Origin of the sequence: Robertmurraya mesotrionivorans (genome assembly GCF_050971805.1) — a bacterium.
Lineage (GTDB): Bacteria > Bacillota > Bacilli > Bacillales > Cytobacillaceae > Robertmurraya_A.
On the sequence record NZ_JBPCCH010000001.1, the window covers coordinates 89,682 to 114,754 of the forward strand.

The 25,073-nt window shown below is 38.1% G+C and carries 20 protein-coding genes, 3 pseudogenes and 1 other annotated feature; of the genes and pseudogenes, 14 read left to right on the plus strand and 9 right to left on the minus strand.

What is annotated here, in order from left to right; all coding sequences use genetic code 11:
• The first annotated feature begins 183 nt into the window (after positions 1–183).
• The 4 genes from ACRX5O_RS00465 (at position 184) to motS (ending at position 4,090) form a co-directional block, all read left to right on the plus strand.
• Positions 184–1,260 carry a bifunctional 3-deoxy-7-phosphoheptulonate synthase/chorismate mutase gene (locus ACRX5O_RS00465; RefSeq protein WP_119709503.1) on the plus strand — a complete coding sequence of 359 codons (1,077 nt, stop codon included), beginning with the start codon at positions 184–186 and terminating at the stop codon, positions 1,258–1,260.
• Between the two features lie 237 nt (positions 1,261–1,497).
• Positions 1,498–2,496, plus strand: a complete 999-nt coding sequence (gene ccpA / locus ACRX5O_RS00470) for a catabolite control protein A (protein WP_433904161.1) — start codon at positions 1,498–1,500, stop codon at positions 2,494–2,496.
• A 60-nt stretch (positions 2,497–2,556) separates the two neighbouring features.
• On the plus strand, positions 2,557–3,375 hold the full coding sequence (motP, locus tag ACRX5O_RS00475; RefSeq protein ID WP_433904162.1) for a flagellar motor protein MotP: 819 nt from the start codon (positions 2,557–2,559) through the stop codon (positions 3,373–3,375).
• Positions 3,362–4,090: a flagellar motor protein MotS gene (motS, locus tag ACRX5O_RS00480; RefSeq protein WP_433904734.1), complete on the plus strand. Its 729-nt coding sequence runs from the start codon at positions 3,362–3,364 to the stop codon at positions 4,088–4,090. The genes motP and motS overlap by 14 nt, the downstream gene beginning before the upstream one ends.
• A gap of 18 nt (positions 4,091–4,108) precedes the next feature.
• Here motS and ACRX5O_RS00485 read toward each other — a convergent pair whose 3' ends face one another.
• The 3 genes from ACRX5O_RS00485 to ACRX5O_RS00495 are packed head-to-tail and all read right to left on the minus strand — an operon-like array spanning position 4,109 to position 6,615.
• Positions 4,109–5,287: an acetoin utilization protein AcuC gene (locus tag ACRX5O_RS00485; RefSeq protein ID WP_433904735.1), complete on the minus strand. Its 1,179-nt coding sequence runs from the start codon at positions 5,285–5,287 to the stop codon at positions 4,109–4,111.
• A complete protein-coding gene (locus tag ACRX5O_RS00490) occupies positions 5,284–5,931 on the minus strand; it encodes an acetoin utilization AcuB family protein (protein ID WP_433904163.1) in 648 nt (215 codons plus the stop codon). Before ACRX5O_RS00490 ends, ACRX5O_RS00485 begins: the two co-directional genes overlap by 4 nt.
• Before the next feature lie 51 nt (positions 5,932–5,982).
• Positions 5,983–6,615, minus strand: a complete 633-nt coding sequence (locus ACRX5O_RS00495; protein ID WP_433904164.1) for a GNAT family N-acetyltransferase — start codon at positions 6,613–6,615, stop codon at positions 5,983–5,985.
• 208 nt (positions 6,616–6,823) lie between these two features.
• Here ACRX5O_RS00495 and acsA point away from each other — a divergent pair, with 208 nt between their 5' ends.
• Positions 6,824–8,542 (plus strand): acetate--CoA ligase, encoded by a 1,719-nt coding sequence (acsA, locus tag ACRX5O_RS00500; RefSeq protein ID WP_433904736.1) that lies wholly within the window; start codon positions 6,824–6,826, stop codon positions 8,540–8,542.
• A gap of 50 nt (positions 8,543–8,592) precedes the next feature.
• Here acsA and ACRX5O_RS00505 read toward each other — a convergent pair.
• Positions 8,593–9,249: pseudogene (locus tag ACRX5O_RS00505) on the minus strand (IS3 family transposase); the annotation flags it as partial.
• A 15-nt stretch (positions 9,250–9,264) separates the two neighbouring features.
• Between ACRX5O_RS00505 and ACRX5O_RS00510 the strand changes: the two are divergent.
• Positions 9,265–9,605, plus strand: a pseudogene (locus tag ACRX5O_RS00510) (IS3 family transposase); the annotation flags it as partial.
• Positions 9,606–9,627: 22 nt separating this feature from the next.
• Here the strand turns inward: ACRX5O_RS00510 and ACRX5O_RS00515 are convergent.
• Both ACRX5O_RS00515 and ACRX5O_RS00520 read right to left on the minus strand, forming a co-directional pair.
• A pseudogene (locus tag ACRX5O_RS00515) lies at positions 9,628–9,969 on the minus strand (transposase); the annotation flags it as partial.
• Between the two features lie 77 nt (positions 9,970–10,046).
• The gene (locus tag ACRX5O_RS00520) at positions 10,047–12,932 is read right to left on the minus strand and encodes a transglycosylase domain-containing protein (RefSeq protein ID WP_433904165.1); all 2,886 of its coding nucleotides are present in this window, start codon (positions 12,930–12,932) and stop codon (positions 10,047–10,049) included.
• A gap of 144 nt (positions 12,933–13,076) precedes the next feature.
• Positions 13,077–13,305, plus strand: a binding site (T-box leader).
• A 56-nt stretch (positions 13,306–13,361) separates the two neighbouring features.
• Between ACRX5O_RS00520 and tyrS the strand changes: the two genes are divergently transcribed.
• The 4 genes from tyrS (at position 13,362) to floT (ending at position 18,064) form a co-directional block, all read left to right on the plus strand.
• On the plus strand, positions 13,362–14,621 hold the full coding sequence (tyrS, locus tag ACRX5O_RS00525) for a tyrosine--tRNA ligase (RefSeq protein WP_433904166.1): 1,260 nt from the start codon (positions 13,362–13,364) through the stop codon (positions 14,619–14,621).
• 156 nt (positions 14,622–14,777) lie between these two features.
• Positions 14,778–15,644 (plus strand): nuclease-related domain-containing protein, encoded by an 867-nt coding sequence (locus ACRX5O_RS00530; RefSeq protein ID WP_433904737.1) that lies wholly within the window; start codon positions 14,778–14,780, stop codon positions 15,642–15,644.
• Positions 15,645–16,006: 362 nt separating this feature from the next.
• The gene (locus tag ACRX5O_RS00535; RefSeq protein WP_433904167.1) at positions 16,007–16,540 is read left to right on the plus strand and encodes an NfeD family protein; all 534 of its coding nucleotides are present in this window, start codon (positions 16,007–16,009) and stop codon (positions 16,538–16,540) included.
• A 12-nt stretch (positions 16,541–16,552) separates the two neighbouring features.
• Positions 16,553–18,064 (plus strand): flotillin lipid rafts scaffold protein FloT, encoded by a 1,512-nt coding sequence (gene floT / locus ACRX5O_RS00540; RefSeq protein ID WP_433904168.1) that lies wholly within the window; start codon positions 16,553–16,555, stop codon positions 18,062–18,064.
• A 39-nt stretch (positions 18,065–18,103) separates the two neighbouring features.
• Here the strand turns inward: floT and rpsD are convergent, their stop codons facing one another.
• Positions 18,104–18,706, minus strand: coding sequence for a 30S ribosomal protein S4 (rpsD, locus tag ACRX5O_RS00545; protein ID WP_119709411.1), 603 nt, complete (start codon positions 18,704–18,706; stop codon positions 18,104–18,106).
• A 320-nt stretch (positions 18,707–19,026) separates the two neighbouring features.
• Between rpsD and ACRX5O_RS00550 the strand changes: the two genes are divergently transcribed.
• The 3 genes from ACRX5O_RS00550 to megL all read left to right on the plus strand — a co-directional run bounded on the left by ACRX5O_RS00550 (position 19,027) and on the right by megL (position 22,853).
• Positions 19,027–19,611: a hypothetical protein gene (locus ACRX5O_RS00550; protein ID WP_433904169.1), complete on the plus strand. Its 585-nt coding sequence runs from the start codon at positions 19,027–19,029 to the stop codon at positions 19,609–19,611.
• A 65-nt stretch (positions 19,612–19,676) separates the two neighbouring features.
• The gene (locus tag ACRX5O_RS00555) at positions 19,677–21,545 is read left to right on the plus strand and encodes a sensor domain-containing diguanylate cyclase (protein WP_433904170.1); all 1,869 of its coding nucleotides are present in this window, start codon (positions 19,677–19,679) and stop codon (positions 21,543–21,545) included.
• A gap of 117 nt (positions 21,546–21,662) precedes the next feature.
• A complete protein-coding gene (gene megL, locus ACRX5O_RS00560) occupies positions 21,663–22,853 on the plus strand; it encodes a methionine gamma-lyase (protein WP_433904171.1) in 1,191 nt (396 codons plus the stop codon).
• A 25-nt stretch (positions 22,854–22,878) separates the two neighbouring features.
• Here megL and ACRX5O_RS00565 read toward each other — a convergent pair whose 3' ends face one another.
• Complete coding sequence (locus tag ACRX5O_RS00565) at positions 22,879–23,361, minus strand: GAF domain-containing protein (protein ID WP_433904172.1); 483 nt, start codon at positions 23,359–23,361, stop codon at positions 22,879–22,881.
• A gap of 149 nt (positions 23,362–23,510) precedes the next feature.
• Here ACRX5O_RS00565 and refZ point away from each other — a divergent pair, with 149 nt between their 5' ends.
• Positions 23,511–24,134, plus strand: a complete 624-nt coding sequence (gene refZ, locus ACRX5O_RS00570) for a forespore capture DNA-binding protein RefZ (protein WP_430776058.1) — start codon at positions 23,511–23,513, stop codon at positions 24,132–24,134.
• A gap of 5 nt (positions 24,135–24,139) precedes the next feature.
• On the opposite strand, the gene hisJ is transcribed toward refZ, so the two are convergent.
• Complete coding sequence (gene hisJ / locus ACRX5O_RS00575; RefSeq protein ID WP_433904173.1) at positions 24,140–24,931, minus strand: histidinol-phosphatase HisJ; 792 nt, start codon at positions 24,929–24,931, stop codon at positions 24,140–24,142.
• Between the last annotated feature and the right edge of the window lie 142 nt (positions 24,932–25,073).

The window sequence follows — 25,073 nt, forward strand, 5'->3', positions numbered from 1 at the left end:
AAGCGTTTAATTATTAAAGAAAATTGCGTGACATTTGAAAAAATTTCATATATAATTACTCTAACTTATATAGAAATGTAACACACTTTATGAAGCGGATAAAGAACAATCCTTCTTAGGCTTTTCATTTCGCATGTAATAAAGCATTGTTTTCAAATCTACTATTCAAAGGGGCGAGAAATGATGAGTAATGTTGAGTTAGATCAGCTTAGGGACCGTGTTGACGAGTTAAATGTTGAGCTTTTAAAGTTAATTAATGAAAGAGCTAGACTTGTTCAAGAAATTGGACGTGTAAAGGAAACACAAGGGGTATTCCGTTACGATCCAGTTCGTGAAAGAAGCATGCTTGATATAATTAAGGAAAACAACGATGGACCTTTCCAAAATTCTACGGTTGAACATATCTTCAAAGAAATCTTTAAGGCTGGATTAGAGCTTCAAAAGGATGATCACAGCAAAGCGTTGCTTGTGTCTCGTAAGAAGAAGGCTGAAGATACAATTGTTGAAGTAAAGGGAGAAAAAGTTGGCCATGGCATCCCACAATTAATTTTCGGACCATGTGCAGTTGAGTCATATGAGCAGGTTGCTGCTGTTGCTGCTTCTATCAAAGAAAAAGGATTAAAATTCATGCGTGGTGGAGCATACAAGCCTAGAACTTCACCTTATGATTTCCAAGGACTTGGTGTAGAAGGATTAAAAATTTTAAAAAGAGTAGCTGACGAGTACGATCTAGCTGTAATTAGTGAAATCGTAAGCCCAGCTGACATAGAGAAAGCTGTTGACTATATTGATGTCATCCAAATTGGTGCGCGTAACATGCAGAACTTTGAGCTTTTAAAAGCAGCAGGTGCTGTAAATAAGCCGGTTCTATTGAAGCGTGGACTTGCTGCAACTATTGAAGAATTCATTAATGCAGCTGAATACATTATGTCCCAAGGTAATGGTCAAATTATCCTTTGTGAGCGTGGTATTCGTACCTATGAAAGAGCAACAAGAAATACATTAGACATTTCAGCTGTTCCAATCTTAAAGCAAGAAACACATCTACCTGTTCTTGTTGACGTAACACACTCAACTGGTCGTAGAGATCTACTTCTTCCGATGGCAAAAGCAGCTCTTGCTGTAGGTGCAGATGGAGTAATGGCAGAAGTTCATCCAGATCCAGCAGTTGCATTGTCGGATTCTGCTCAACAAATGAACATTGATCAATTTAATGCTTTCTACAAAGAAATTCAAGCTTCTAACTTAGTGCGAGTATAAGAAATAACACAAAAACCGACTTATGAGAGCTTATCATAGTTGGTTTTTTTTGCGTTTTCCAACGTAAAATTGTTTTTTTTGTTAAATAGATAGCCTTTACATTGCGACAATTCACTATGTGAAGTATGATAATGATACATAAATAGACAAGTTTCGATTTTTATATAATGGTTAAAAATGACAGACTTGCAGTAAAATAAACGTAAAGTTAGAACGTATATAGAAGGAGTGGGTATTGTGAACGTAACAATTTATGATGTAGCACGTGAAGCAAATGTTTCTATGGCTACAGTGTCACGTGTTGTGAATGGTAATCCAAATGTAAAACCAGCTACAAGAAAGAAAGTTTTAGAAGTGATTGAAAGATTAGGGTATCGTCCAAATGCCGTAGCAAGAGGATTGGCTAGTAAAAAAACAACAACGGTTGGGGTAATTATCCCAGATATCTCGAATCCATTTTTTGCAGAGCTTGCTCGTGGTATTGAAGATATTGCAACCATGTACAAATACAACATCATCTTAAGTAACTCAGATCAAAATAAGGACAAGGAGTTACACTTATTAAACACCATGCTTGGAAAACAAGTAGATGGAATTGTATTTATGGGTGGAAATATATCTGAGGAACATGTGGCAGAATTTAAAAGATCTCCAGCTCCAATTGTTCTTGCGGGCTCCTTGGAAGATTCTGAACAAGTACCTTCTGTAAATATTGACTATGAGCAAGCTACGTTTGATGCTGTAAATACCTTTATTGAAAAAGGACATAAAAGAATTGCTATGGTAATTGGACCTTTCCATGAACCGATTAACAAGGAGAAGAAGTTGGTAGGTTACAAAAAGGCATTAGAGGCAGCTGGAATTACAGTTGATGAAGCTCTTATTGTTGAGGGAGATTATACGTACGATTCAGGTATTGAAGCATTCGATAAGTTAATCGAACTTCCTGAAAAACCAACAGCGATCTATGTTGGTTCTGACGAAATGGCTGTCGGAGTTGTACATGGAGCACAAGATAAAGGGTATAGTGTTCCTGATGACTTCGAAGTGATCAGCTCAGACAATACAAGAATTTCTCTTATGGTAAGACCACAACTAACAACGGTTATCCAGCCTCTGTATGATATCGGTGCAGTTGCGATGCGTTTGTTAACGAAATTTATGAATAAGGAAAAAGTCTCAGAACATACAGTAGTACTTCCGCACCGAATTGAGCTTAGAAGCTCAACAAAGTAAACAGTTTGTCGATATGTAAGGTAGTGGACAAATTCGTTTATGATAGTTGGGAGAGAAACTATGAAAAAGCTTGATGTTCTAACACCTATCGGATTATCGATAGGTGTAATTATGCTGTTATTTGGAATTGTATACAACGGGGGAATAAGCGGACTATTATCATTTGTTGACCCTGCATCATTGCTTATTGTTATAGGGGGACTACTTTCAGGCTTACTTGTCAGCTTTTCTTTAAAAGATATAAAGCAGATGATCAAAGTTATGAGACAGTCTTTTTCTTCTGACGAAAGGAAGCTTCAAGATTTGATTGATATCTTTGTCCATTTATCGGGCAAAGCGAGAAGAGAGGGTCTCCTTTCACTTGAAATGGAGATTGATCAAGTAGAAGATCGATTTTTACGAAAAGGGATGTTATTAGCTATTGATGGAACGGATCCTGATGTTATTCAAGATATTCTATTAGCTGAAATTTCAGCGATGGAAGAACGGCATAGAAAGGGAAGGGCGATTCTCGAAAAGGCTGGTGATTATGCTCCAGCTTGGGGGATGATTGGGACATTAATAGGGCTTGTTCTCATGCTCAAAAATTTAAATGACCCATCAACACTAGGACCTAATATGGCAATCGCTTTATTAACAACGTTATATGGATCTTTGCTTGCGAACCTTGTCTTTATTCCTATAGCAGCAAAACTAGAGTTGAAGACAGAAAAAGAAGCTTTTATTAAACAGGTTATTGTTGAAGGGGTTATTGGTGTCCAATCAGGGCAAAATCCGAATCTTCTTCAAGAGAAGCTAAGTGCCTTTCTGTCTGAAGAAGAACGTGAAGCCAAGGAAAAAGAGTTAAATAGCGAGGCTTTAGATGATGAAAATTACTAAAAAACATCGGCAGCCGCCTAAAGGGGCACCACGTTGGATGGTAACTTTTTCTGATTTAATAACGCTTGTACTTGTCTTTTTTATTCTTTTATTTTCTATGTCGCAAATCGATCTTATTAAGTTCCAAGCACTGGCTGACTCGATGAGAGATAAGCAATTCCTAGATTTTTATCCTTCTATTGTACCACTCGAAGGAGAGGGTGAGTCGGAACAAGAAGAGAATAATGAATCTGCTCAAAGTTTAGATCATCTTTTGGAAGAGGTCCAATCCTATTTGGATGATAATGGGTTAAACAACGTTATCGTTGCCAATCGAACAGAGCGAGGTGTGGTGTTAGTTCTTCAAGAACAAGCATTGTTCCAGTCAGGAGAAGCAGAGATTTTAAATGAATCAAATGCCTTTTTGGACAAAGTGGGAGCGATGCTTGGGGAGATGCCGAATCTTGTAAAGGTTGAAGGCCATACAGATAATCGACCAATTACGACTGACCGGTATCCATCCAATTGGGAGCTTTCTGCAGCTAGAGCTGGTTCAGTCATCAGATATTTAATTGAAAACTTTCAGCTTGACTCAACGAGGTTTATTGCTGTTGGATACGGTGAGACAAGGCCGATTGTTCCAAACAATAGTGAGGAAAATTGGCAAAAAAATAGAAGGGTCGAGATTGTCATCTCTGATCCAAAATACAATGCTAATGAAATAGCGGATAAATGAGAAAAAGGCTGAATAGTTTCAGCCTTTTTCAATACTCTTTTTATTGTTACGAATCGGATATAATGCTTTTTCGACTGTTTGTGCATTTTTTTCAGTAATTTCAGCTTTCCGAGGAATGGGTGGATATAAATCGCTTGGGTCATCCCAGTGTTTTGGTAGTGGGACAGAGGCTTTTGACTGCCATGCTTGAATCCACTCTGTAGGCAATGGATGATTCAAGAACTCTAAGTTATTGGTCATTTCAAGCCAGAGTAATGACCAAGCTCTAGGAATAACTCTCCAAATATCATACCCCCCACCACCAACAGCAATCCATCTACCTTCACAATACTGATGGGCAATACGATGGGCAAGTTTAGGGATTTCACGATAGATGTTCATGGTAGCTGATAAATGGGTTAAAGGGTCTAAATAGTGAGAATCAGCTCCATTCTGGGTTACGATCACATCTGGTTTAAAAAAAGCAGCAACTTCTGTTAAGGAGGTGGTATACGCCTCAAGCCACGATTCATCTTCCGTAAAGGCATCAACAGGTATGTTGAAGGAAAAACCATAGCCTTTACCCTGCCCTCTTTCATTCACATTCCCTGTACCAGGAAATAAATATCTCCCTGTTTCATGAATGGACAATGTACAAACATCCGGATCATCATAAAAGGACCATTGTACCCCATCACCATGGTGAGCATCTGTGTCCACATAAAGAACTCTTGCATGGTATTTTTCTTGAAGATACTTTATAGCTACGGAACTATCATTATAGACACAAAAGCCAGAAGCCTTTCCTTTAAAACCGTGATGTAATCCACCACCAAGATTCAGTGCATGTTTGGCTTTCCCTGTCATGACATAGTCAGCAGCGGTCAATGTTCCCCCAACCAGCCAGGAGCTTGCATCATGCATATGTGGAAAGATTGGAGTATCATCTGTTCCAAGGCCATAATTTTCTGCCTTTTCGGCAGAGAGTTGGCCGAGACCGGCAAGCTTTACTGCATTAATATAACTAGGATCATGAATAAGCTGTAATTCTTCATCGCTAGCTTTTCTAGGTTGAATCATTTGATGATCAGATAGGGCATTCAGTTGTTTTAATAAATCTAGAGTAATTTTTAGGCGAAGCTGATTAAAAGGATGATTGGAGTTAAATTTGTACTTTAGTTGTTCTTCAGAAAAGATAAAAACAGAATCATGGATCATGTCGTAATCCCTGGCAGATTTGGCCATAGGACCGTATATCCTGCTTTTTTTAATTCGTCAATGAGAGTAACCGGATTCATCGTTTGTACTCTCAATACTAGAATTTTATAGTTTTCATCCTTTTTGTCTGGATAGACAAGCACGCTAAGTAAATTGGCTTTCCGCTTACTAATTACTGCAGTAACTTCACAAAGCATTCCAGCTCGATTAGGTACTTTTACTTCTATTTGAGAACCAGGTTGATGGGCTCCAGTTAATTGAACCAACGTATGTAACAGATCAGTTTCAGTTACGATTCCAACAAGTTTTTGGTCTTTTACGATTGGGACACAGCTTATATGGTGTTCATAAAAAACAGCTGAAATTTCTTCTACAAAGTCTAAAGGGTGTCCAGTAATTATATTGGTTCTCATAATTTCTTTTACTGGTTTTTGAAGCACATCACTCTGTTCTGATGCATAAAAAATGGACGGCGTTGCATCCTTAATATCACGATCTGTCACTAATCCGATGATCTGATGGTCAGTATCTATTACTGGAAGATGTCTAATCCGCTTTGTTTTCATCATTTGAATGGCGTCTGCTATCGTGCTGACAGAGGTTAAAGTTGAGACGTCAGATTTCATAATCTCTTCGACTATCATACTATTTTCTCCCCTTCTATGAATACATCACTCTATTAGAATAGCAAAGAGTTAGTACATGAAACGATTCATGAATCTTAATCGATCAAACTTTTCAATCGATTCATTGGGAACACGTTTTCCGATCTTAGCCATAAGACAGTTAGCCGGATGAGAGCTAATTTCAGGGTCATCAGTTGCAAAATATTCTAAACCGCCGGCATTCATCATTTTTTCCATAATTTTGCGATACTCCCACACATTCAAGCCAGTACCTTTCAAATCCCAGTGCCAGTAGTATTCCGTTGTAATAGTAATGAAATCTTCCATTGCATCATCCATCATGGAGACGATAAGTAAGTTTTTCCCTACGCTGCAGCCTCGGTATTTTGGAATAACCTCAATGGCACCTAATTCAATTAGGTCTTCCATTTTCCCTTCAGACCAGCGCTCGAGAGGATCTGGATATAAATAGGTAACATAACCAACAATTGTATGACGGTCCCTCGCTACAATAATCCTTCCTTCTGGCAGGGCTGCGATTTCAATTAGTGCTTGATGCTGTTGCGCTGGGGGTCGAAAAGCAATTAAGTCATGATGAAATTCATAACCTGATAAGGCTTCAGGAGAAATAGGACCTTCAATAATTAAATCACCATGGGGAGTTTTTAATTTTTTTGCATTATATATTTTAATATGTTCCATCTATACACCACCCAATGAAAATCGTACCTTTTGTAATCAATATTATACATGAAAATCACTTAATTTAAGCGCTTTCACTAAATTTTCTGTTAAATTTAAAAAGATTTTGTGACATAAATATTTTCCTAAACAAATATTTTAAAAATTGAGAAAAAGGTTTTTCTGTTATATAATAACAGTAAGCATGAACAAAGGGGGATACGGTTTGATGAAAGTGGAAGCGCTATCAGTAGTCAATGGTGTATTTAATCTAGGAAACTATGATCATATGTACAAGCAATTCGACTGGCGAGAAGTGGAAAAGGAATTTTCATGGTCTGAAACAGGTCGAGTAAACCTTGCGTATGAAGCGATTGACCGACATGCAGAATCCTACCGTAAAAACAAGGTTGCTCTTTACTACCGAGATGCAGATCGTAATGAAAAGTATACGTTTAAAGAAATGAAGCAATTCTCAAACAAAGCTGGTAATGCATTAAAATCATTTGGAGATGTGGAAAAAGGGGACCGTGTCTTCATTTTTATGCCGAGATCACCAGAATTGTATTTTGCTGTTTTAGGAGCAATCAAACTAGGAGCCATTGTTGGACCATTATTTGAAGCATTTATGGAAGGTGCTGTTCGAGATCGTTTGGAAGACAGTGAGGCAAAGGTTCTTGTGACAACACCGGAACTCCTCGAGAGAGTCCCAGTAGATGAACTTCCTGATTTAAAAACGATTTTCTTGGTGGGAGAAAATATTAAAGAAGAAGGTAAGTTTATTGATTTTAAAAAGAGATTTGAAGAGTCAAGCAGCAAGCTAGACATTGAATGGGTAGACCGAAGAGACGGACTCATTCTACACTATACATCAGGGTCAACGGGAAAACCAAAAGGTGTACTACATGTACATAATGCAATGATTCAACACTATCAAACGGCAAAATGGGTATTAGACCTTAAGGATGACGATGTGTACTGGTGTACTGCTGATCCAGGCTGGGTAACCGGAACTTCCTATGGGATTTTTGGTCCATGGCTAACAGGGACATCTAATGTCGTTGTAGGTGGCCGCTTCAATCCAGAAACATGGTACAAAATGATAGAAGAATACGGCGTTAGTGTTTGGTATAGTGCTCCAACCGCTTTTAGAATGCTGATGGGTGCGGGAGATGAAGTGGTAAAGCGCTTTGACCTAAGTAGCTTAAGGCATATATTAAGTGTGGGTGAGCCATTAAATCCAGAGGTCGTTCGTTGGGGTATGAAGGTATTCCAGCTTAGAATTCATGATACATGGTGGATGACAGAGACGGGCGCTCAATTAATTTGTAATTATCCTTGTATGGAAATCAAGCCAGGCTCTATGGGTAAACCTATTCCAGGAGTAAAAGCAGCAATCGTTGATGACCAAGGAAATGAACTGCCTCCATATAGAATGGGTAACTTAGCCATTCAAAAAGGCTGGCCATCCATGATGCATACCATTTGGAAAAATGAGCAGAAATACGAGTCGTATTTTATGCCGGGTGGTTGGTATGTGTCTGGTGACTCTGCATATATGGATGAAGATGGTTATTTCTGGTTCCAAGGAAGAATTGACGATGTGATTATGACATCTGGTGAACGTGTTGGACCTTTCGAAGTGGAAAGCAAACTGGTTGAACATCCAGCAGTCGCTGAAGCAGGTGTCATTGGGAAGCCAGACCCAGTAAGAGGGGAAATTATTAAGGCATTTGTTGCATTAAGAGATGGATACGAAGTAACGGAAGAGTTAAAGGAAGATATCCGTCAATTTGTGAAAAAAGGGTTAGCGGCTCATGCAGCTCCTCGTGAAATTGAATTCCGAGATAAACTTCCGAAAACAAGAAGTGGTAAAATTATGCGCCGCGTCTTAAAAGCGTGGGAGTTAGATTTACCAACAGGTGATCTTTCTACAATGGAAGATTAAGAAAAAAGCAATCCTCTTTTGATCTGACCCAATAAAGTTAGACAAATTTTTCAGGCAACTTCTTCTAAGATCTGAGTTCGGTATTCTACTGGACTCAGATCTTTTAATTTTGCTTTCATTCTCTTTTGGTTGTAGTAATCAATATACTCTTCTAATTCTTTTTCAAAATGCTCAATACTCTTAAACTCTTGCAGGTAAAGCAACTCAGACTTTAATAAGCCAAAGAAATTCTCAATGACCGCATTATCTAAACAGTTGCCTTTACGTGACATACTCTGAGTAATTTTGTGCTGTTCTAAGGTTTTTTGATACTGTTTCATTTGATAATGCCAGCCCTGATCAGAATGAAGAATTACTTGATCTCCAGGTTTAAGATACTCAATTGCTTTGTCTAACATTTCACCAACGAGTTTATAAACAGGACGTTTCATCACCTTATAAGCAATGATTTCACCATTGCATAAATCGAGTACCGGTGAAAGATAACGCTTCTCTCCAAATAAGTGGAATTCTGTGACGTCTGTAACCCATTTCTGATTCATTTTTTCTGCCTTAAAATCGCGTTGTAATACGTTTGGTGCAATTTTTCCTACGTTACCTTTATAGGAACGATATTTCTTCATACGCACTAGACATTTTAAGCCCATGGCATTCATTAAACTATTAATAGTTTTTGGATCATGATGAATGCCTTTTTTCTTTAGTTCTAGAAAGAAACAAAGAAAAGTGAATCAAAGAAAGCAGCACCAACACCAGTTGAAGGTACAGTAGAAGCATTACAAGCGAAAATTAAAAAACTAGAAATGGAAAATGCATACTTAAAAAAGTTGAATGCTTTAGTTCAAATGCAGGAAAAATTACAAACAAAATCAAAGCGCAAGTAATTTTTGAACTAAAGGATCAGTATGATGTTGTGGATTTAGTTGAAGTCGCAGACATTCCACGAAGTACTTATTATTATTGGGAAAAACGATTAAATCAAGCCGATAAGTATGCGAATGTAAAAGAGGAAATAAAAGAAATCTATCATGAACATAAAGGACGTTATGGCTATCGTCGTATCGCGACATGGATGGGCGCCCCTTTTTCTTTAATTGTAGGGCATCTATTCCACCTTGTTTCCACTTTGTTCGCCAATTCCGAATCATTCCAGGAGAGGAAATATTGAAAATTGCTGCTGCATCAACAGAGGATGAGGATGTACCCATCTCGTTCATATAATTTAGTACATTCATTTTAAACTCAGTTGAATAGCTTGTATAGTTTTTTAGGAAAGCTTCACTACCATGTTGTTCATTAAGACGAATCCATCCACTCAAAACACTCTTATTTATCTGTACCTGTCGTGAAATTTCCTTAATGGATTCGTTACCATTTAAATACCTTAAAACCATTTGTATTCTATTTTCCGCTGTAAAATTAGACATAAAAATACCCCATAAATGTAAGATTGATGTCTAACATTTATGGGGCAGTTCATTTTCATAGAGGATTGCTTTTTTTGTTATCCGTTTGAACCATTTCCACCGTTATTACCAGGATTTGTTCCGTCACTATTTCCGTTATCATTTTCTGAGCCGTTTTCTCCTCCTGTACCAGGGTCTGTGCCTGTTTCAGTTCCAGGATCTGTTGCTGGTGGTTCAGCAGGCTTTTCCTCTTCTTTTGGCCCGACTAATGCCTCATTCGAAGGTGCTGATTCTTGTCCAGCAATGTCAACCGCGGTTACATAATATTTACCGTTTCCACCACTAAACGAAAGTGCAGAGCCGGTCTTAATACTAGCAACTTTATTTCCATTCAAATACACACGATATCCAACAATATCATTTTCAGGGTGAGAACCCCAAGTAATTTGATTGCCATTAACACCTATTGATAAAGGAGATGGTGCCTTTCCATTATCTGAAAGTTTATCATCCGGAAGAAGAATGTTTGCCCAATTGCTATTATTCTTTTTCGGAATCAGGTTTTGAACTCCTGTCTTAATTCCAAAGAGTTTTTCAATATAATCAGGGTTTAATATCATTCCTGTTTCAGCAAACTCAGCTGGAGTTGAATCTAGTGCTAAATACTTTTTATCTCCGATTGTTACATATTTTCCTTGGACTAAGCTGTCATCAACAGTCGTCGGTACGTATTTCGCATTAAATAAGTCGGTTTGAACTAGTCCAGCCTTTGAACATGCATCTGAAGGAAGCAATCCAGAAATACCACAGAATGAACGTCTCACAATTCCACCAGGCATGTTAAAGCTTTCAGCAGGGTCAATTAAAGCAGGATTTACATCGTAAGCTGCATTCATCAAGTCAGCCCATAAATAGTTATTCCGTAAGCTATAATTGAGGCCAGATGATTTTAAAGATTTTGGTGTATCATATCCGTTCCAAATACCAAAAGAGACATTTGGATTTACCGCCACGAACCAAGCATCATGGAAATCTGTTCCTGTTCCAGTTTTCCCAGCCCAATCGGATGAAAACTTTAGTCTATTTTTAACGGAAGTAGCTGTTCCCATATTGATTACATCACGCATCATATCAATCGTGAGGTAAGCGGTTTGTGGGCTGAATACTTCTACCGGTTTTACTTCATGCTGGTAAAGAATATTTCCATCTTTATCAACGATTTTATCAATCATATATGCGTCGATAAACTGTCCACCGTTAGCAAAAGTACCAAATGCATTTGTGTTTTCTTCAACGGTTACTCCGTTGTCTAATGATCCAATAGCCGTTGACAATTGTTCATAGTCACCAGGAGTTAAAGCGGAGAATCCCATCTTCTTTAAGTATTCCGCTGGTCTCTGACCAATAATATCTTTGTATAGTTTAACTGCAGGAACGTTAAATGATTTAGCTAAAGCGTATCTCGCTGTAACCAGTCCACTATAGCTCTTATCATAGTTCGTTGGCCAAGGGCGATTAATCCCAGGAGCTAATCGTAACGGTACATCAGGTAGAATACTACCTGGTGAAGCCTTTCCAAGCTCAAAAGCAGGAGCGTAAACAAGCAGCGGCTTCATCGTTGACCCGTTTTGACGAATGGCATTCGTAGCATGATTCAGCTGCGAGTCTTCGGAATACTCTCTACCGCCTACAAAACTCAAAATTTTACCGGTTTTATTTTCAATAAGAATCGCACCTACTTGGACAGGTTCCATAATGGTCACTTCTTCCCCTGTTTCGGGGTCGATCACCGTTTCTGCCTTGTCAGGCCCATAGTTTTGATACTCATTTTTCACCTTGTCCATCGCGTCATAAAGGTTCTTATCAATCGTTGAGTGAATTTCATACCCGTTACGACGAATATCTCTGTCTGCTAAAGTTTGATATTCTTCAAACAAAGCATTGTCATTTTGTAAGTCTTCTTCTGTATAACCATCTTTTTCAGCAAGAATTTTAGCAAGTATGTCTATGGCTCTTTTTTCGATTTCAAAGGTAACCCATGGATATTGCTCTATAGAACTTGTCCCAGCTGGGATAAGATCCTTTGTCACGTCATAGGTTAATGCAGTGTCATATTGATCTTTTGTAATCGAATTATTTTCGTACATTCTTTGTAATACAGTCTTCATTCTTGTTAACCCTGGCTCAAGGTTCTTTTTTAGCACTCCTTTATTGGTAAAAGGAGTGTAGCCGAAAGGACTTTGTGGCAAACCAGCAATGAAGGCTGCCTGCGGAAGTGATAATTCCTTTGCACTAATCCCGAATAGTCCCTTTGCAGCAGATTGGACCCCTGCAATATTTCTTCCAGAGGAATTTCTACCAAAGGTCGATACATTTAAATACGCTTCCAAAATTTCTTTTTTGTCAAAAAACTTTTCCAATCGGAGAGCAAGAAGAATTTCTTTCGCTTTACGTTCAAAAGAAATTTCATTTGTTAGGATTTGATTCTTAATTAGCTGCTGTGTTAACGTACTTCCACCAGACTGGACAGAGGAGTTTGTTACCTCTTGGAAAAGTGCACGTAGAATCGCCTTAGGAACTACTCCGTCATGTTCATAAAAGTATTCGTCCTCAGTAGCAACGACCGCTTTTATTAAATAGTCGGACACTTCCTCTAATTTTACTTCTTCTCTTTCTAAATCCGTTCGAAGCTTTCCGAGGTATACATCATTTGCAAAATAAAGATTTGATGTTTCTTCATAGTTGTATATATCTTTCTTCATACTTTCGTAAGATCGGATAGGTTCGTTTTTTGTCAATGATGCGAAGTAGCCTGCTCCAACACCACCTGCAAACGCCCCACCAAGTAGAATAATAATAAGTAATATTAAGGTCAGGTTCCAAACTACTTGATAGGTAATGCTCGCACCTTTTACTGTTTTTTTATTTGTAAAAAGTTGAAGCAATGTCCTCAGTTTTTCTTTCCAATTACGTTCTTCATTCATTGGCAACATTCCCCCTAAAATCAAGTTATATTATACCACAAAAAGGCTATCAAAAAGGGGAATCCTGTCGTTTTATGATAAATTACCTAAAATTGGATTGACAATAAAGGTTCCTTTATGTTAAAAATGCTAATAACACCTAAATATTTTGCCTTGACGGGAATTAGTAGCTGTTCTATCTCTGTTAAAGAAAGCTGACGGTTGATGCGAGTCAGTACATGTAGAATATCGAATTACCTCCCTGAGCATTTACTGTGAACCTGTAATTAAAGTCAGTTATAGCAGTAAACGGTTATTCCGTTATCTTTTTAAGTGGAGGAGTTTATTTTTCCTCAAGTTGGGTGGTACCGCGATATAATTAATCGTCCCTTCGAATCTTTGATTCGGAGGGGCTTTTTTATTTTTCTCACAATTAAGGAGGATCTTTGTATGGATTTATTACAGGACTTACAGTGGCGAGGAATCGTCTACCAACAAACAGATGAAGAGGGTATTAAGGATGTTTTAGATAAAGAAAAGATTTCGTTATACTGTGGTGTGGATCCAACAGCTGATAGCATGCATATTGGTCATTTGCTTCCGTTTTTAACATTAAGACGTTTTCAACAAGCAGGACATCGACCAATCGTTTTAGTTGGAGGAGCAACAGGTCTAATTGGTGATCCGAGTGGAAAAAGTGAAGAGAGAAAGCTACAAACACTTGAACAAGTTCAGGTGAATGTAGCGGGAATCAAGGGACAGTTGAATCGACTGTTTAATTTTGAGGGTGAAAACGGCGCAGTTATGGTAAATAACTACGATTGGGCTGGCTCCATGGATATCGTTACGTTTTTACGTGATTTTGGAAAGCATGTGGGAGTCAATTACATGCTGGCGAAGGATACCATTTCCTCACGTTTAGAAACGGGAATTTCTTTCACTGAATTTACGTACACGATTTTACAAGCAATGGATTTCTACTACCTGCATAAAAACCATGAGTGTCGAATGCAAATTGGTGGAAGCGACCAATGGGGAAATATCACAACAGGTCTTGAGTTAATCAGAAAGATGTCACCAGAAGGATCAAAAGCTTTTGGTTTAACGATTCCTCTAGTGACAAAAGCTGACGGAACGAAATTCGGGAAAACGGAAGGTGGAGCTGTTTGGTTAGATCCAGAAAAAACGTCTCCATACGAGTTTTACCAGTTCTGGATTAACACGAGTGATGCTGACGTTGTGAAATACTTGAAGTTCTTTACATTCTTATCTAAAGAAGAAATTGAAGAGCTTGAAAAAGCCGTTCAAGAAGAGCCCCATCTTCGTAAGGCGCAAAAAGCTTTAGGTGAAGAAATGACTCGTTTGATTCATGGTGAAGATGCATTACAACAAGCCATTCGAATTTCCGCCGCTTTATTTAGTGGTGATATTCAAAGCTTAACAGGTAGCGAAATTAAACAAGGCTTCAAGGATGTACCTTCATTTACTTACGAACAAGGCAGCAGCCTGAATATTGTTGAATTACTTGTAAATGCTGGGATTGTACAGTCGAAGCGTCAAGCACGTGAAGATGTGGCAAATGGTGCGATTTCTGTAAATGGAGTACGTGTGAATGAGCTCGAATATACATTAGATGAAAAAGACCGCATTGACGGAGAGTTTACTGTTATTCGACGTGGGAAAAAGAAGTACTTCTTGATTAAATACTAATGAAGTGGGGACCGCTATTTAAGCGGTCCTTTTTTGGTTGTAATAAAATAGTCAATCATATGGGGAGGAAGGCAAAGGAAACAATTATATAATTAGAGGAACGAAAGGATGTGGACAATGATATACAAATCCCGAAGTGAATAATCTGAGTTACAAATACTCGAAGCCTTAAACTCGCGAATGGGTTTAATGGAAAAAGACAAACAACATTACTTAGTGTTAAGAAAAGGATACGACGGGGAGGTACTCTTTGATTCGATGACTGAAAAGCTAGAGTGTGAGTGTTTGATTTTGAATGATTTGTTACTAAGAATCAATCACACCGTTTTTCAGATTGATGCACTGATTATCACCTCTGACACTGTGTACTTTTTTGAGGTCAAGAATCATGAAGGTGATTATTATTATGAAAATGAGAAATTGTATGTAATGAACAAAACGGAAGTCATCAATCCTCTAACCCAATTAAGTAGAAGTGAAACTTTATTACGACAGTTACTTCAACATTTGGGCTATCACTCTCAGATAAGCGCTAAGGTCATTTTTATTAACCCCGAATTCAGCCTGTTTCAAGCTCCTCTCGGTAAGCCTCTTGTTCTTCCTACTCAAGTTAAAAGACTCCTTAAAAGACTTAACACAACCCCATCAAAATTAAACGGAAAGCACAGGATATTAGCCGAAAAATTAGCCTCCCTTCATCTCACCGAGTCTCCCTATCAGCAATTGCCGAGTTACAGTTATGATGGGGTTCGGAAGGGGATTATCTGTTTAGAATGCAACTCTTTTTTTATTTCAGTAAAGGGGAGAAGTTGCTTATGTCATGAATGTGGTTATGAAGAAAAACTACCATTAGCATTACTACGAAGTGTGAAAGAATACAAGCTACTATTTCCGAAGAGGAAAGTCACTACGACCGAAATTTATTTATGGTGTAACGAAGTAATTCCTAAGCAGAGGGTAAGGAGATTCCTTGAAAAAAACTTCGAAATTGTTGGAATCCACCAATGGGCTTATTACGAGTAGAGTGTCATTTGGATTATTAAATTTGAATGAAGAAATGAAGATTATTTTTGGTATGAATATCAATCGGTTACTCAAATACCATTGAAATGAAGATCATCACCATTATGAAGATCATTAGGACGGAGGAATGTTATTGAAATGAAGTTCATTGTCCTTATGAAGATCATTAGGACGGAGAATTGCTATTGAAATGAAGTTCATCATCGTAATGAAGTTCATTCCATTCTTGTTCACTCTTAAAGCACTAAAACTAGCTCCCAAACTTCCATAAGGAAATTTTTTGAAACCTTTTTCTATACCTTTCGTATTAACTACTAATTACATACGAAAGGAGATTTAAGTTTTAGAAAAGAGGTGATTAAATGGAGCTCTTTGGTTTTCCAATCCAGACGGTTTATCTGACAACACTTATTGTTTCTGGTGCGTTAACGGTGCTGTACATTTTTTTTGGTGATATTGCAGAAGCCGCTCTTGATTTTTTGAATCCAACACTTATTCTTGCGTTTCTCACGTTTTTGTCAGCATCAGGTTATTTATTAGAGTTAATCACGTCGCTAAATAGTTTGGTGATTCTTTTCATTTCAATTGTCATTGCTATTATATTAGATACTCTATTAAATATCTTTGTGCTTGTTCCATTGTCTTCTGCAGAGGAATCCCTCGTTTATACTTCAGATTCATTAAAAGGGAGAGTAGGAACGGTGCTTATTCCCATTCCACAAGATGGGTTTGGTGAGGTTGTGCTAAAAAGCAGCAGTGGGACGATTTCGAAACCAGCGGTGAGCTTTGACAATGAAGTGATTGCTGAAGGACAAAAGGTGTTAGTGATTGATGTGAAGGATGGAGTTCTGCATGTTGCGCATTACGAGAAAACAGAAAAGCTATTTTTTACTTAAGGAGAGATGTCTATGTTACCCATTTTTATTGTAGGGGGCATTGTTGCCTTTTTACTTATTGCACTTATTGCTGTATTCATTACAAAATATCGTACAGCTGGACCTGATGAAGCGTTAATCGTTACAGGGAGTTATTTAGGAAGTAAAAATGTTCATGTTGATGAGTCAGGAAATCGTATAAAAATTATAAGAGGTGGCGGGGCATTTATTTTTCCAGTGTTCCAACAAGCAGAACCATTGAGCTTGCTTTCTAGCAAACTTGAAGTGACGACACCTGAAGTGTATACGGAGCAAGGGGTTCCTGTTATGGCTGATGGAGTTGCAATTATTAAGATTGGAGGATCTATTGAAGAAATCGCGACAGCAGCAGAACAGTTTTTAGGAAAAGCGAAGGAAGACCGAGAAAACGAAGCGAAGGAAGTGCTTGAAGGTCATCTACGTTCGATATTAGGGTCAATGACCGTGGAGGAAATCTACAAGAATCGTGATAAGTTTTCTCAAGAAGTGCAGAGAGTGGCTTCGCAGGACTTAGCGAAAATGGGACTTGTTATTGTATCGTTTACGATTAAGGATGTAAGAGATAAAAATGGATACTTGGATTCATTAGGTAAGCCAAGAATTGCCCAGGTAAAAAGAGATGCAGACATTGCGACTGCAGAGGCAGAAAAAGAAACTCGGATTAAGCGGGCGGAAGCAGCGAAAGAAGCTCAAAAAGCAGAACTTGAAAGAGCAACAGAAATTGCTGAAGCTGAAAAAATCAATCAAATGAAGATTGCTGAATACCGTCGTGAGCAAGATATTGCAAAAGCACGTGCTGACCAAGCGTATGATCTTGAAACAGCGAGATCGAAGCAGGAAGTGACGGAACAAGAAATGCAAATTCGAATTATCGAACGTCAAAAGCAGATCGAATTGGAAGAAAAAGAGATTCAACGTCGTGAACGACAATACGATTCTGAAGTAAAGAAGAAAGCAGATGCGGATCGTTATGCCGTTGAACAAGCAGCTGCAGCAGACAAGGCAAGACAGTTAGCTGAAGCCGATGCGAATAAATATCGAATTGAAGCGATGGCAAAAGCGGATGCTGAAAAGGTACGACTGGATGGTCTAGCTAAAGCTGAGTCTGAGAGAGCTCAAGGGGAAGCAGAAGCAGAAATCATTCGCCTGAAAGGGTTAGCTGAGGCAGAAGCGAAGCGTAAGATTGCAGAAGCGTTCGAAATGTACGGCCAAGCAGCTGTTATGGACATGATTGTGAGAATGCTTCCGGAATACGCGAAGGAGATTGCAAGTCCACTATCCAATATTGATAAAATCACCGTTGTTGATACAGGTGGTGGTGAAGGTGGCGGAGCGAATAAAGTTACGGGTTATGCAACCAGCTTGATGTCTTCGTTACAAGAATCGTTGAAGGCTTCATCAGGAATTGATGTAAAAAACCTACTTGAAACATTTGCTGGTAAAGGAAATGTCCGTCAAAGTATTGATCAGTTAGCAGAGGATTTAAAAGAAACCAAAGCAGAATAAGAAAAAAGATCCAGCGAGTTTCGCTGGATCTCTTTTTTATTAACGAGAGTAGAATTCAACGATAAGAGCTTCGTTGATTTCAGCTGGTAATTCAGAACGCTCAGGTAAGCGAGTGAATGTACCTTCTAATTTGTCAGCATCGAAAGTTAAGAAATCAGGTACGAAGTTGTTAACTTCAACTGCTTCTTTAACGATGTCAAGGTTACGTGACTTTTCACGTAAAGAAATTGTTTGACCAGGTAATACGCGGAATGATGGGATATCAACGCGCTTGCCATTTACTAAAATGTGACCGTGGTTAACAAGCTGACGAGCTTGACGACGAGTACGAGCAAGACCTAAACGGTATACTACGTTATCTAAACGTGACTCTAAAAGAGCCATGAAGTTTTCACCGTGCTTACCAGAGATCTTACCAGCTTTGTCAAATAAGTTACGGAATTGACGCTCAGTCACTCCATACATATGACGAAGCTTTTGCTTCTCTTGTAATTGTAAACCGTATTCAGATAACTTCTTGCGTTGGTTTGGACCATGTTGTCCAGGAGCGTAAGGACGCTTTTCTAATTCTTTACCAGTACCGCTTAGAGAGATTCCAAGACGACGTGATAATTTCCAGCTTGGGCCAGTATAACGAGCCATGAATGACTCCTCCTCGTGTTTTTATTTTGTTGTAAAATAAAAACAGTAGTGTTCACAAGCAGTATGACCATTTTGTTTTCATGTACCTTCGCCCTAGCAGCTTAAGGGTTACCGATACCCCATCCTAGAAGGTTAACTTCTATTGAGGAACAAAATGTATTCATAAAGGCGTTCACATATGCTGCGATATTTTACACAAAGAATATTATATGTTTTTAAGTAATAGAAAGTCAAGGGAATTTTATTTTTTAGGAATATGTTATTATCTATAGGATAGTAGTTCTTATGGTATAATCTAATTATGAAAAAGAGTGGTTAAAGTGCGTGAAACTAGGAAAGAAAGAAGAGTACGAATTCTTTTGCTTTTTATTTGTATTAGTTTTACAATAGGAGCATTGTACTATAAATATAGTAAACAAAGAGAAATAATTAGTCCTCCACTTGTTACAGTCCTCCATCAAAGCCTAGATAAAGAAGATAATCCTATCATCGTTTTAGCAAAAAAACAAGAAAACAACTATATATTAGCCGAATATGAGATTCAATTAGATGATAACTATCTATTTAAGACAAGGAAGGCAGTCACCTTAAATGGAAAGCCAACGTTGATTTCTTTAGATCAAGAGCGTATAGGTGTATGGGTGAAAATCGACGGACTGTGGAAATATTTTACAAGTGATTTAAAACAAGCTACACGATCACCTGAGTATAGAGAACGAAAATCTGTAGAACAATCAAACTTGATCGGAAAAAAAGAAGATGGACGCACCATGGTTCAATGGGGAGACAAGCAGTTCGATGTGGGCGAGAGGAAGATTAAGCAGCTATTTTCCTTATCAACGGACGGTTCCCTGTGGCTTGTTATTACTGATCAAGAGATAATAATTTCGACAATGAACAATTAATATATATTTCATGCGGGATGGGATCAAATGGTTTCAAACCAGCTAAGGTATTAGGTGATGACGTAATGAGATTTCTTACTGATAAATCAATTGAAACACTTAAAAGTCAGTTCTTTGATCTAATCGACGCGGAGTCGGGAGCTTTTCACTATCAAAATGTATTAAAGACCATGCTTAACACGATTCAAAAAATGCTCGAGGTTGATGAAGTTACTTTGTTCATTTGTCATGCTTGGAAGAACCAATTTTCATTTGAAGTTTCTACAAACGAAAACATAATGGTGGTTATACCATCCAATGATACAAGTGACTGGTTAAGTTCATTGAAAACGATAGATTTTTCCCCAACAGACATAAACTTTAAGGACTACCAAGTACTTATTCCACTTGTAAAATCGGGCAGGAATTTAGGTGTTCTATGCTTAAAAGGGAATCAATCATCTATTACTCCTTCTAATCAAGATTGGTTTGAACAATTTGCGATTGTGTGCTCGTCATTTGTACAGAAGGCTCAAGAATTATACAAAATTGTCATGGAAGAGAAACGTTATAAACAGCTATTTCGTGTGAATGAAAAATTTCATTCTACAATGGATATGGATGCTGTGTTAGGTGAGATTATCTATACGCTTCAGGAAGTATATCCGAGTTTTACGTATTATTTAATGCTGTCTCATGACAATGATAATCATAGTGAACTGCCAATTAAGGATTTAGAATATGATAGTGAAAATTTAGCAGCTATGGAAGCCTATGTTACTGGTACGATCCAAATGGAGGATTCTTTGAACGAACGACGTTCTGTTCTCTATGCACCTTTAAAAGGAAAACAAGGTGTATACGGGGTACTCCAAGTCATTGCTCCAGACACATTGACGTTTCCAAGTAACGAAGTGGAGTTTATAAAACTATTAGCGAATACCGCTGGTTCTGCACTTGAAAATGCACAGCTCTATCAGCAATCAAAACGATTAATTGCTGACCTTCAACTGATCAATGAGACTTCGCATCGTTTAAATTCTAATTTGCGATTGACCGAAACGATGTCGTACATGACGGAACAAATTGTTCAGTCGTTTGATGCGGAAGAGGTTTGCTTTGTATTGCTATCATCGGATTTGAGACCAATTAGCGTATTAGCAGGTTCGACACCATTTTTTGATACGGAAGCTTCCATGGCATACGTTCAATACGTAGTCGACAGATTGAAGAAAGAACATGAGTCCATTTTTATTGGAGATGTAGAAATAAACCTCGATCATGATGTGAAACAATATCGTTCCATTATGGCGGTTCCAATGGTACAATCCGGAGTAATTAAAGGGATAGCTCTCGTTATGCATACCGAGCCGTATCATTTTTCTTTCGAGACCTTTAAGTTGATGCAGTCATTAATTCATCATTCTACCTTAGCTTTTACGAATTCCATGCTTAGAGAAGAATTAGAGAAAATGGTTGTTACAGATCATTTAACAAAGCTGTACTCTAGGAACTATTTAGATGCAAAGGTTCATGAATCACTGGATGAAGATCAGCAAGGAACCTTCCTTTTAATTGATATTGATAATTTTAAAGGTGTTAACGATAAATATGGACACCAAGTTGGGGATGAGATCCTTATTCAAGTTGCTGATATTATAAAAAGTAATATAAGAGAAAGTGATATTGGTGCCCGTTGGGGTGGAGAGGAACTTGCTGTTTATCTACCACGTATTCCACTTGAGGTGGGAATAAGTATTGCCAACCGATTAGTAGATAAAGTAAGGGAATTATCTAAACCATCAATAACCATTTCCTGTGGGGTTTCGTATTGGAATATGGACAATCCAGATAACTTTACAAACTTGTTCAAGCGAGCGGACACAGCCCTTTATGTGGCAAAGGATACGGGCAAGGATCGAGTTGTGGTTCAAGAAAAGATAACCTCTCATTAAGAAAAGGAGTTCAAATTTCGAGCTCCTTTTTACTTTCCAATTGGATCGGTATCACATATGCTAGTAAGGAGAGATCCTTGATAAAAGTGTAAGCGTTTACAAACGGAGGAGAAGCACATGGGAGAGAAAAAATCTTTTAAGATTGATACCGAAGTCATTCATCATGGCTATGATGCTAGTTCATTTGAAGGCAGCTTAGTTCCGCCTATTTTTCAGACATCTACGTATTGCTTTGCAACCGCAGAGCAAGGGGAAAAGAGGTTTGCTGGAGAAGATTCAGGATATATTTACTCACGCTTGGGTAATCCAACCGTTTCTATACTAGAAGAGAGAATGGCAGCAATTGAGAAAGGGGAAGCCGCTCTAGCATTTGGTTCAGGTATGGCTGCCGTGTCGGCTGTATTAGTTTCTCTTACGAAAGCAGGTGACCATGTACTCTGTTCTCAAGGTGTATACGGATGTACTTTTGGTTTGCTTAAGATGCTAAATCATAAATATCAAATCACATATACCTTTTCAGAGATGGAAACAAAGGAACAACTTTTACAAGCCATCAAGCCCGAAACTACGTGCATTTATGTGGAAACCCCAATCAATCCAACCATGAAGCTTGTTGACCTAGAAATGATTGCTGCAGTTGGAAAAGAAAAAGGGATTCCTGTTGTTGTTGATAATACGTTTTGTTCTCCTTATTTGCAGACACCTCTTGAGCTTGGTTGTGATGTTGTCGTTCATAGTGCAACTAAATATATCTGTGGGCATGGGGATGTGATTGCTGGTATCGTTGTTGGAAAGCGTGATTTTCTTCAGGAAGTGGCAATGACCACACAAAAAGATATTGGAGGAATTATTTCCCCGTTTGATGCATGGTTGCTATTAAGAGGGTTGAAAACCTTGCCGGTAAGAATGGATCGACATTGTGAGAATGCTAGGGAGATTCACTCGTTTTTAAGTGAGCATGTGGCCGTGAATCAAGTATTCTACCCAGGGGATAGTAAGCATCCTGACTATATAATTATGCAAAAGCAAATGCGTCAGGCAGGCGGATTACTATCTTTTACATTGCATGGAGGGGTGGAAGAAGCACAGAAGTTCATGAACCGGTTACAGTTAATAAAGATTGCTGTTAGTTTAGGTGATGCTGAAACCTTAATACAGCACCCAGCAACGATGACCCACTCAGTTGTTCCGAAAGAAGAGAGAGAAAAGATGGGGATACAAGATAATTTGATACGGTTATCGGTCGGGTTAGAAGCATGGGAAGATATTCAGGAAGATTTGGATCAAGCTTTGAACGCTTTAATATAAATAAGAGGCAGACCATCTGCCTCTTTTATAAGTGATTGATTAATTCATCAACAAATTGCTCAAGCATTTTTTGATCTAAAGTGTCAAAACGGTTCTTGCTAGGTGAATCTATATCTAGAACTCCCAGGAGTTGTCCTTCTTTTATCATGGGAACAACAATTTCTGATTGAGAAGCTGCATCACATGCAATATGACCAGGGAATTGATGAACATCCTCAACTAAAATCGTCTTTCTTTCTTTCGCACTAGTTCCACAAACACCCCTGCCAAGTGGAATTCTTACACATGCAGGCAGGCCTTGGAATGGTCCGAGCACTAATTCTTTGTCCTCGTCCATTAAGTAAAAACCAACCCAGTTGACGTCAGACAAAAATTGATTTAAAAGAGATGACGTATTGCTTAAATTGGCAATCGAATTCGTTTCGCCTTCTAGAAGCGCCTTCAGTTGTTTTATTAATAGACGATAATTTTCCTCTCTCGTCCCTTCGTAATTCTTTGCTTCAAACATTTCCTTCCCTCCAAACACATAGGTAATTATCATATTTTAGCGAAAATAAGGAGACTTTGTCGAGTTTTTTATACAGGAGAAGAAATGTCGAATAAAGAATGTTATACATAAGGCTATTTTCTGTGATTAAGAGATGGAGGTGGTTTCAAATGAAGAAAAATTCAAAGGATTCCATTGTCGAGGCAGCAATTTATCTTTTTAACACGAAGGGGTTTTCAGGAACAACGATTCGAGATATTGCCCAAAAGGCAAACAGCAACGTCTCTAACATCTCCTACTATTTCCAGAATAAACATGGTCTACTTGAGTATTGCTTTTTAAAGTATTTTGAAGCGTATATTGCAGAGCTTGAATCAGCATTTTTATGTATTGACCAAGGAGCAAAGGCAACACTTCAGAAAATGGCTGAAAGCATTATTAATTACCACACGGAGAACATGCAGCTGACAAGATTAATTTTAAGAGAAATGTCCATCGATTCGCAAACCGTTCGAGAAATAATGAGTACGTACTTTGCAAAGGAAAAGTATTATTTTAAAGCGGTCATTGAGGAAGGAATCATAACAGGAGAGTTCAGACAAGTGTCTGTCACTTTTACTATTGTCCAACTCAAATCGCTTTTATCCATGCCTTTTCTAAATACCCATTATCTCTCAGAGGTTCTTCATGTTTTTCCTCATGAACCGTATTTTACACAGAAATATATTGGTGAAATCAATAACTGGATTGAAGGAGTATTAACTCCCCACCATCCAAAGGAATTAGTGTTTTAATCGTTTTAATTCCTAAGTAATTGCTCATACCCTTGAAGGAGTTCCTTCGCCTGATGAGCATCCGATCCATATATCATCGGAATGTTTAATTGAAGGGCTTGGTTAGCTATCGCTGTTGGTGGATAAGGTTCACGACATAACGGTTTGGCTGTTCCAGCTCCGTTATAATCGAGCTCGTAGTTTTTTTGTTTCACTTCTATCAAAATATTTTGTATTTCCTTGTTAAAGCTAAATGGACAAGGATATTTTTTTTGGAATTTATTCACTAATGTTATATGTCCGATACGCTTAGGTTTATAAATTCCTAAATTGGATTTTATGGATAATAAAAGTGTCCGGTAGTAGGCTTCATAAACTTTTTCTATCCCACCATAGCGCTTAATCATATCACCAAATACATCAGGACTATAATCTAAACAATCATATTCTCCTTCATGCTTTAAAAAATGGACTGACAAAATACTATCAGTCAGAAATGGACCGTATTTGTATAGGAATTCTGTTGTTTCTCTTTCAAAGCCCTCGATGAAATCTACTTCTAATCCTGTATGAATGGTAATCTTTCCTTTATATTTTTCTCTTAGAACAGCTAGCTCTTCTATATATGCCGGTAAATCCTCCATTTTCATTGCACTGTCTTGAAGGGGGGTTGGATCGGTAAAGCCAGCAGGAAGAGGAGCATGTTCCGTAAATGAGATGGTGGAAATTCCAAGTTCGATTGCGTGCTCAATATAGGTTTGAAAAGCATCTTTCGAACCATGGGGACAAAACTTTGAATGGACATGACCATCACGCATGATGAGAAAGCCTCCTTGTTTGTGATTTTTGCAGTATTTGTCGAAAAAAGAGATGTAATGTAGCTAAAGTGATTGTAAATAAATTTTAGTACAAAAAATTTGAAATTAATAGTCAAAAAATGTCGTTTACATGGTATCATAA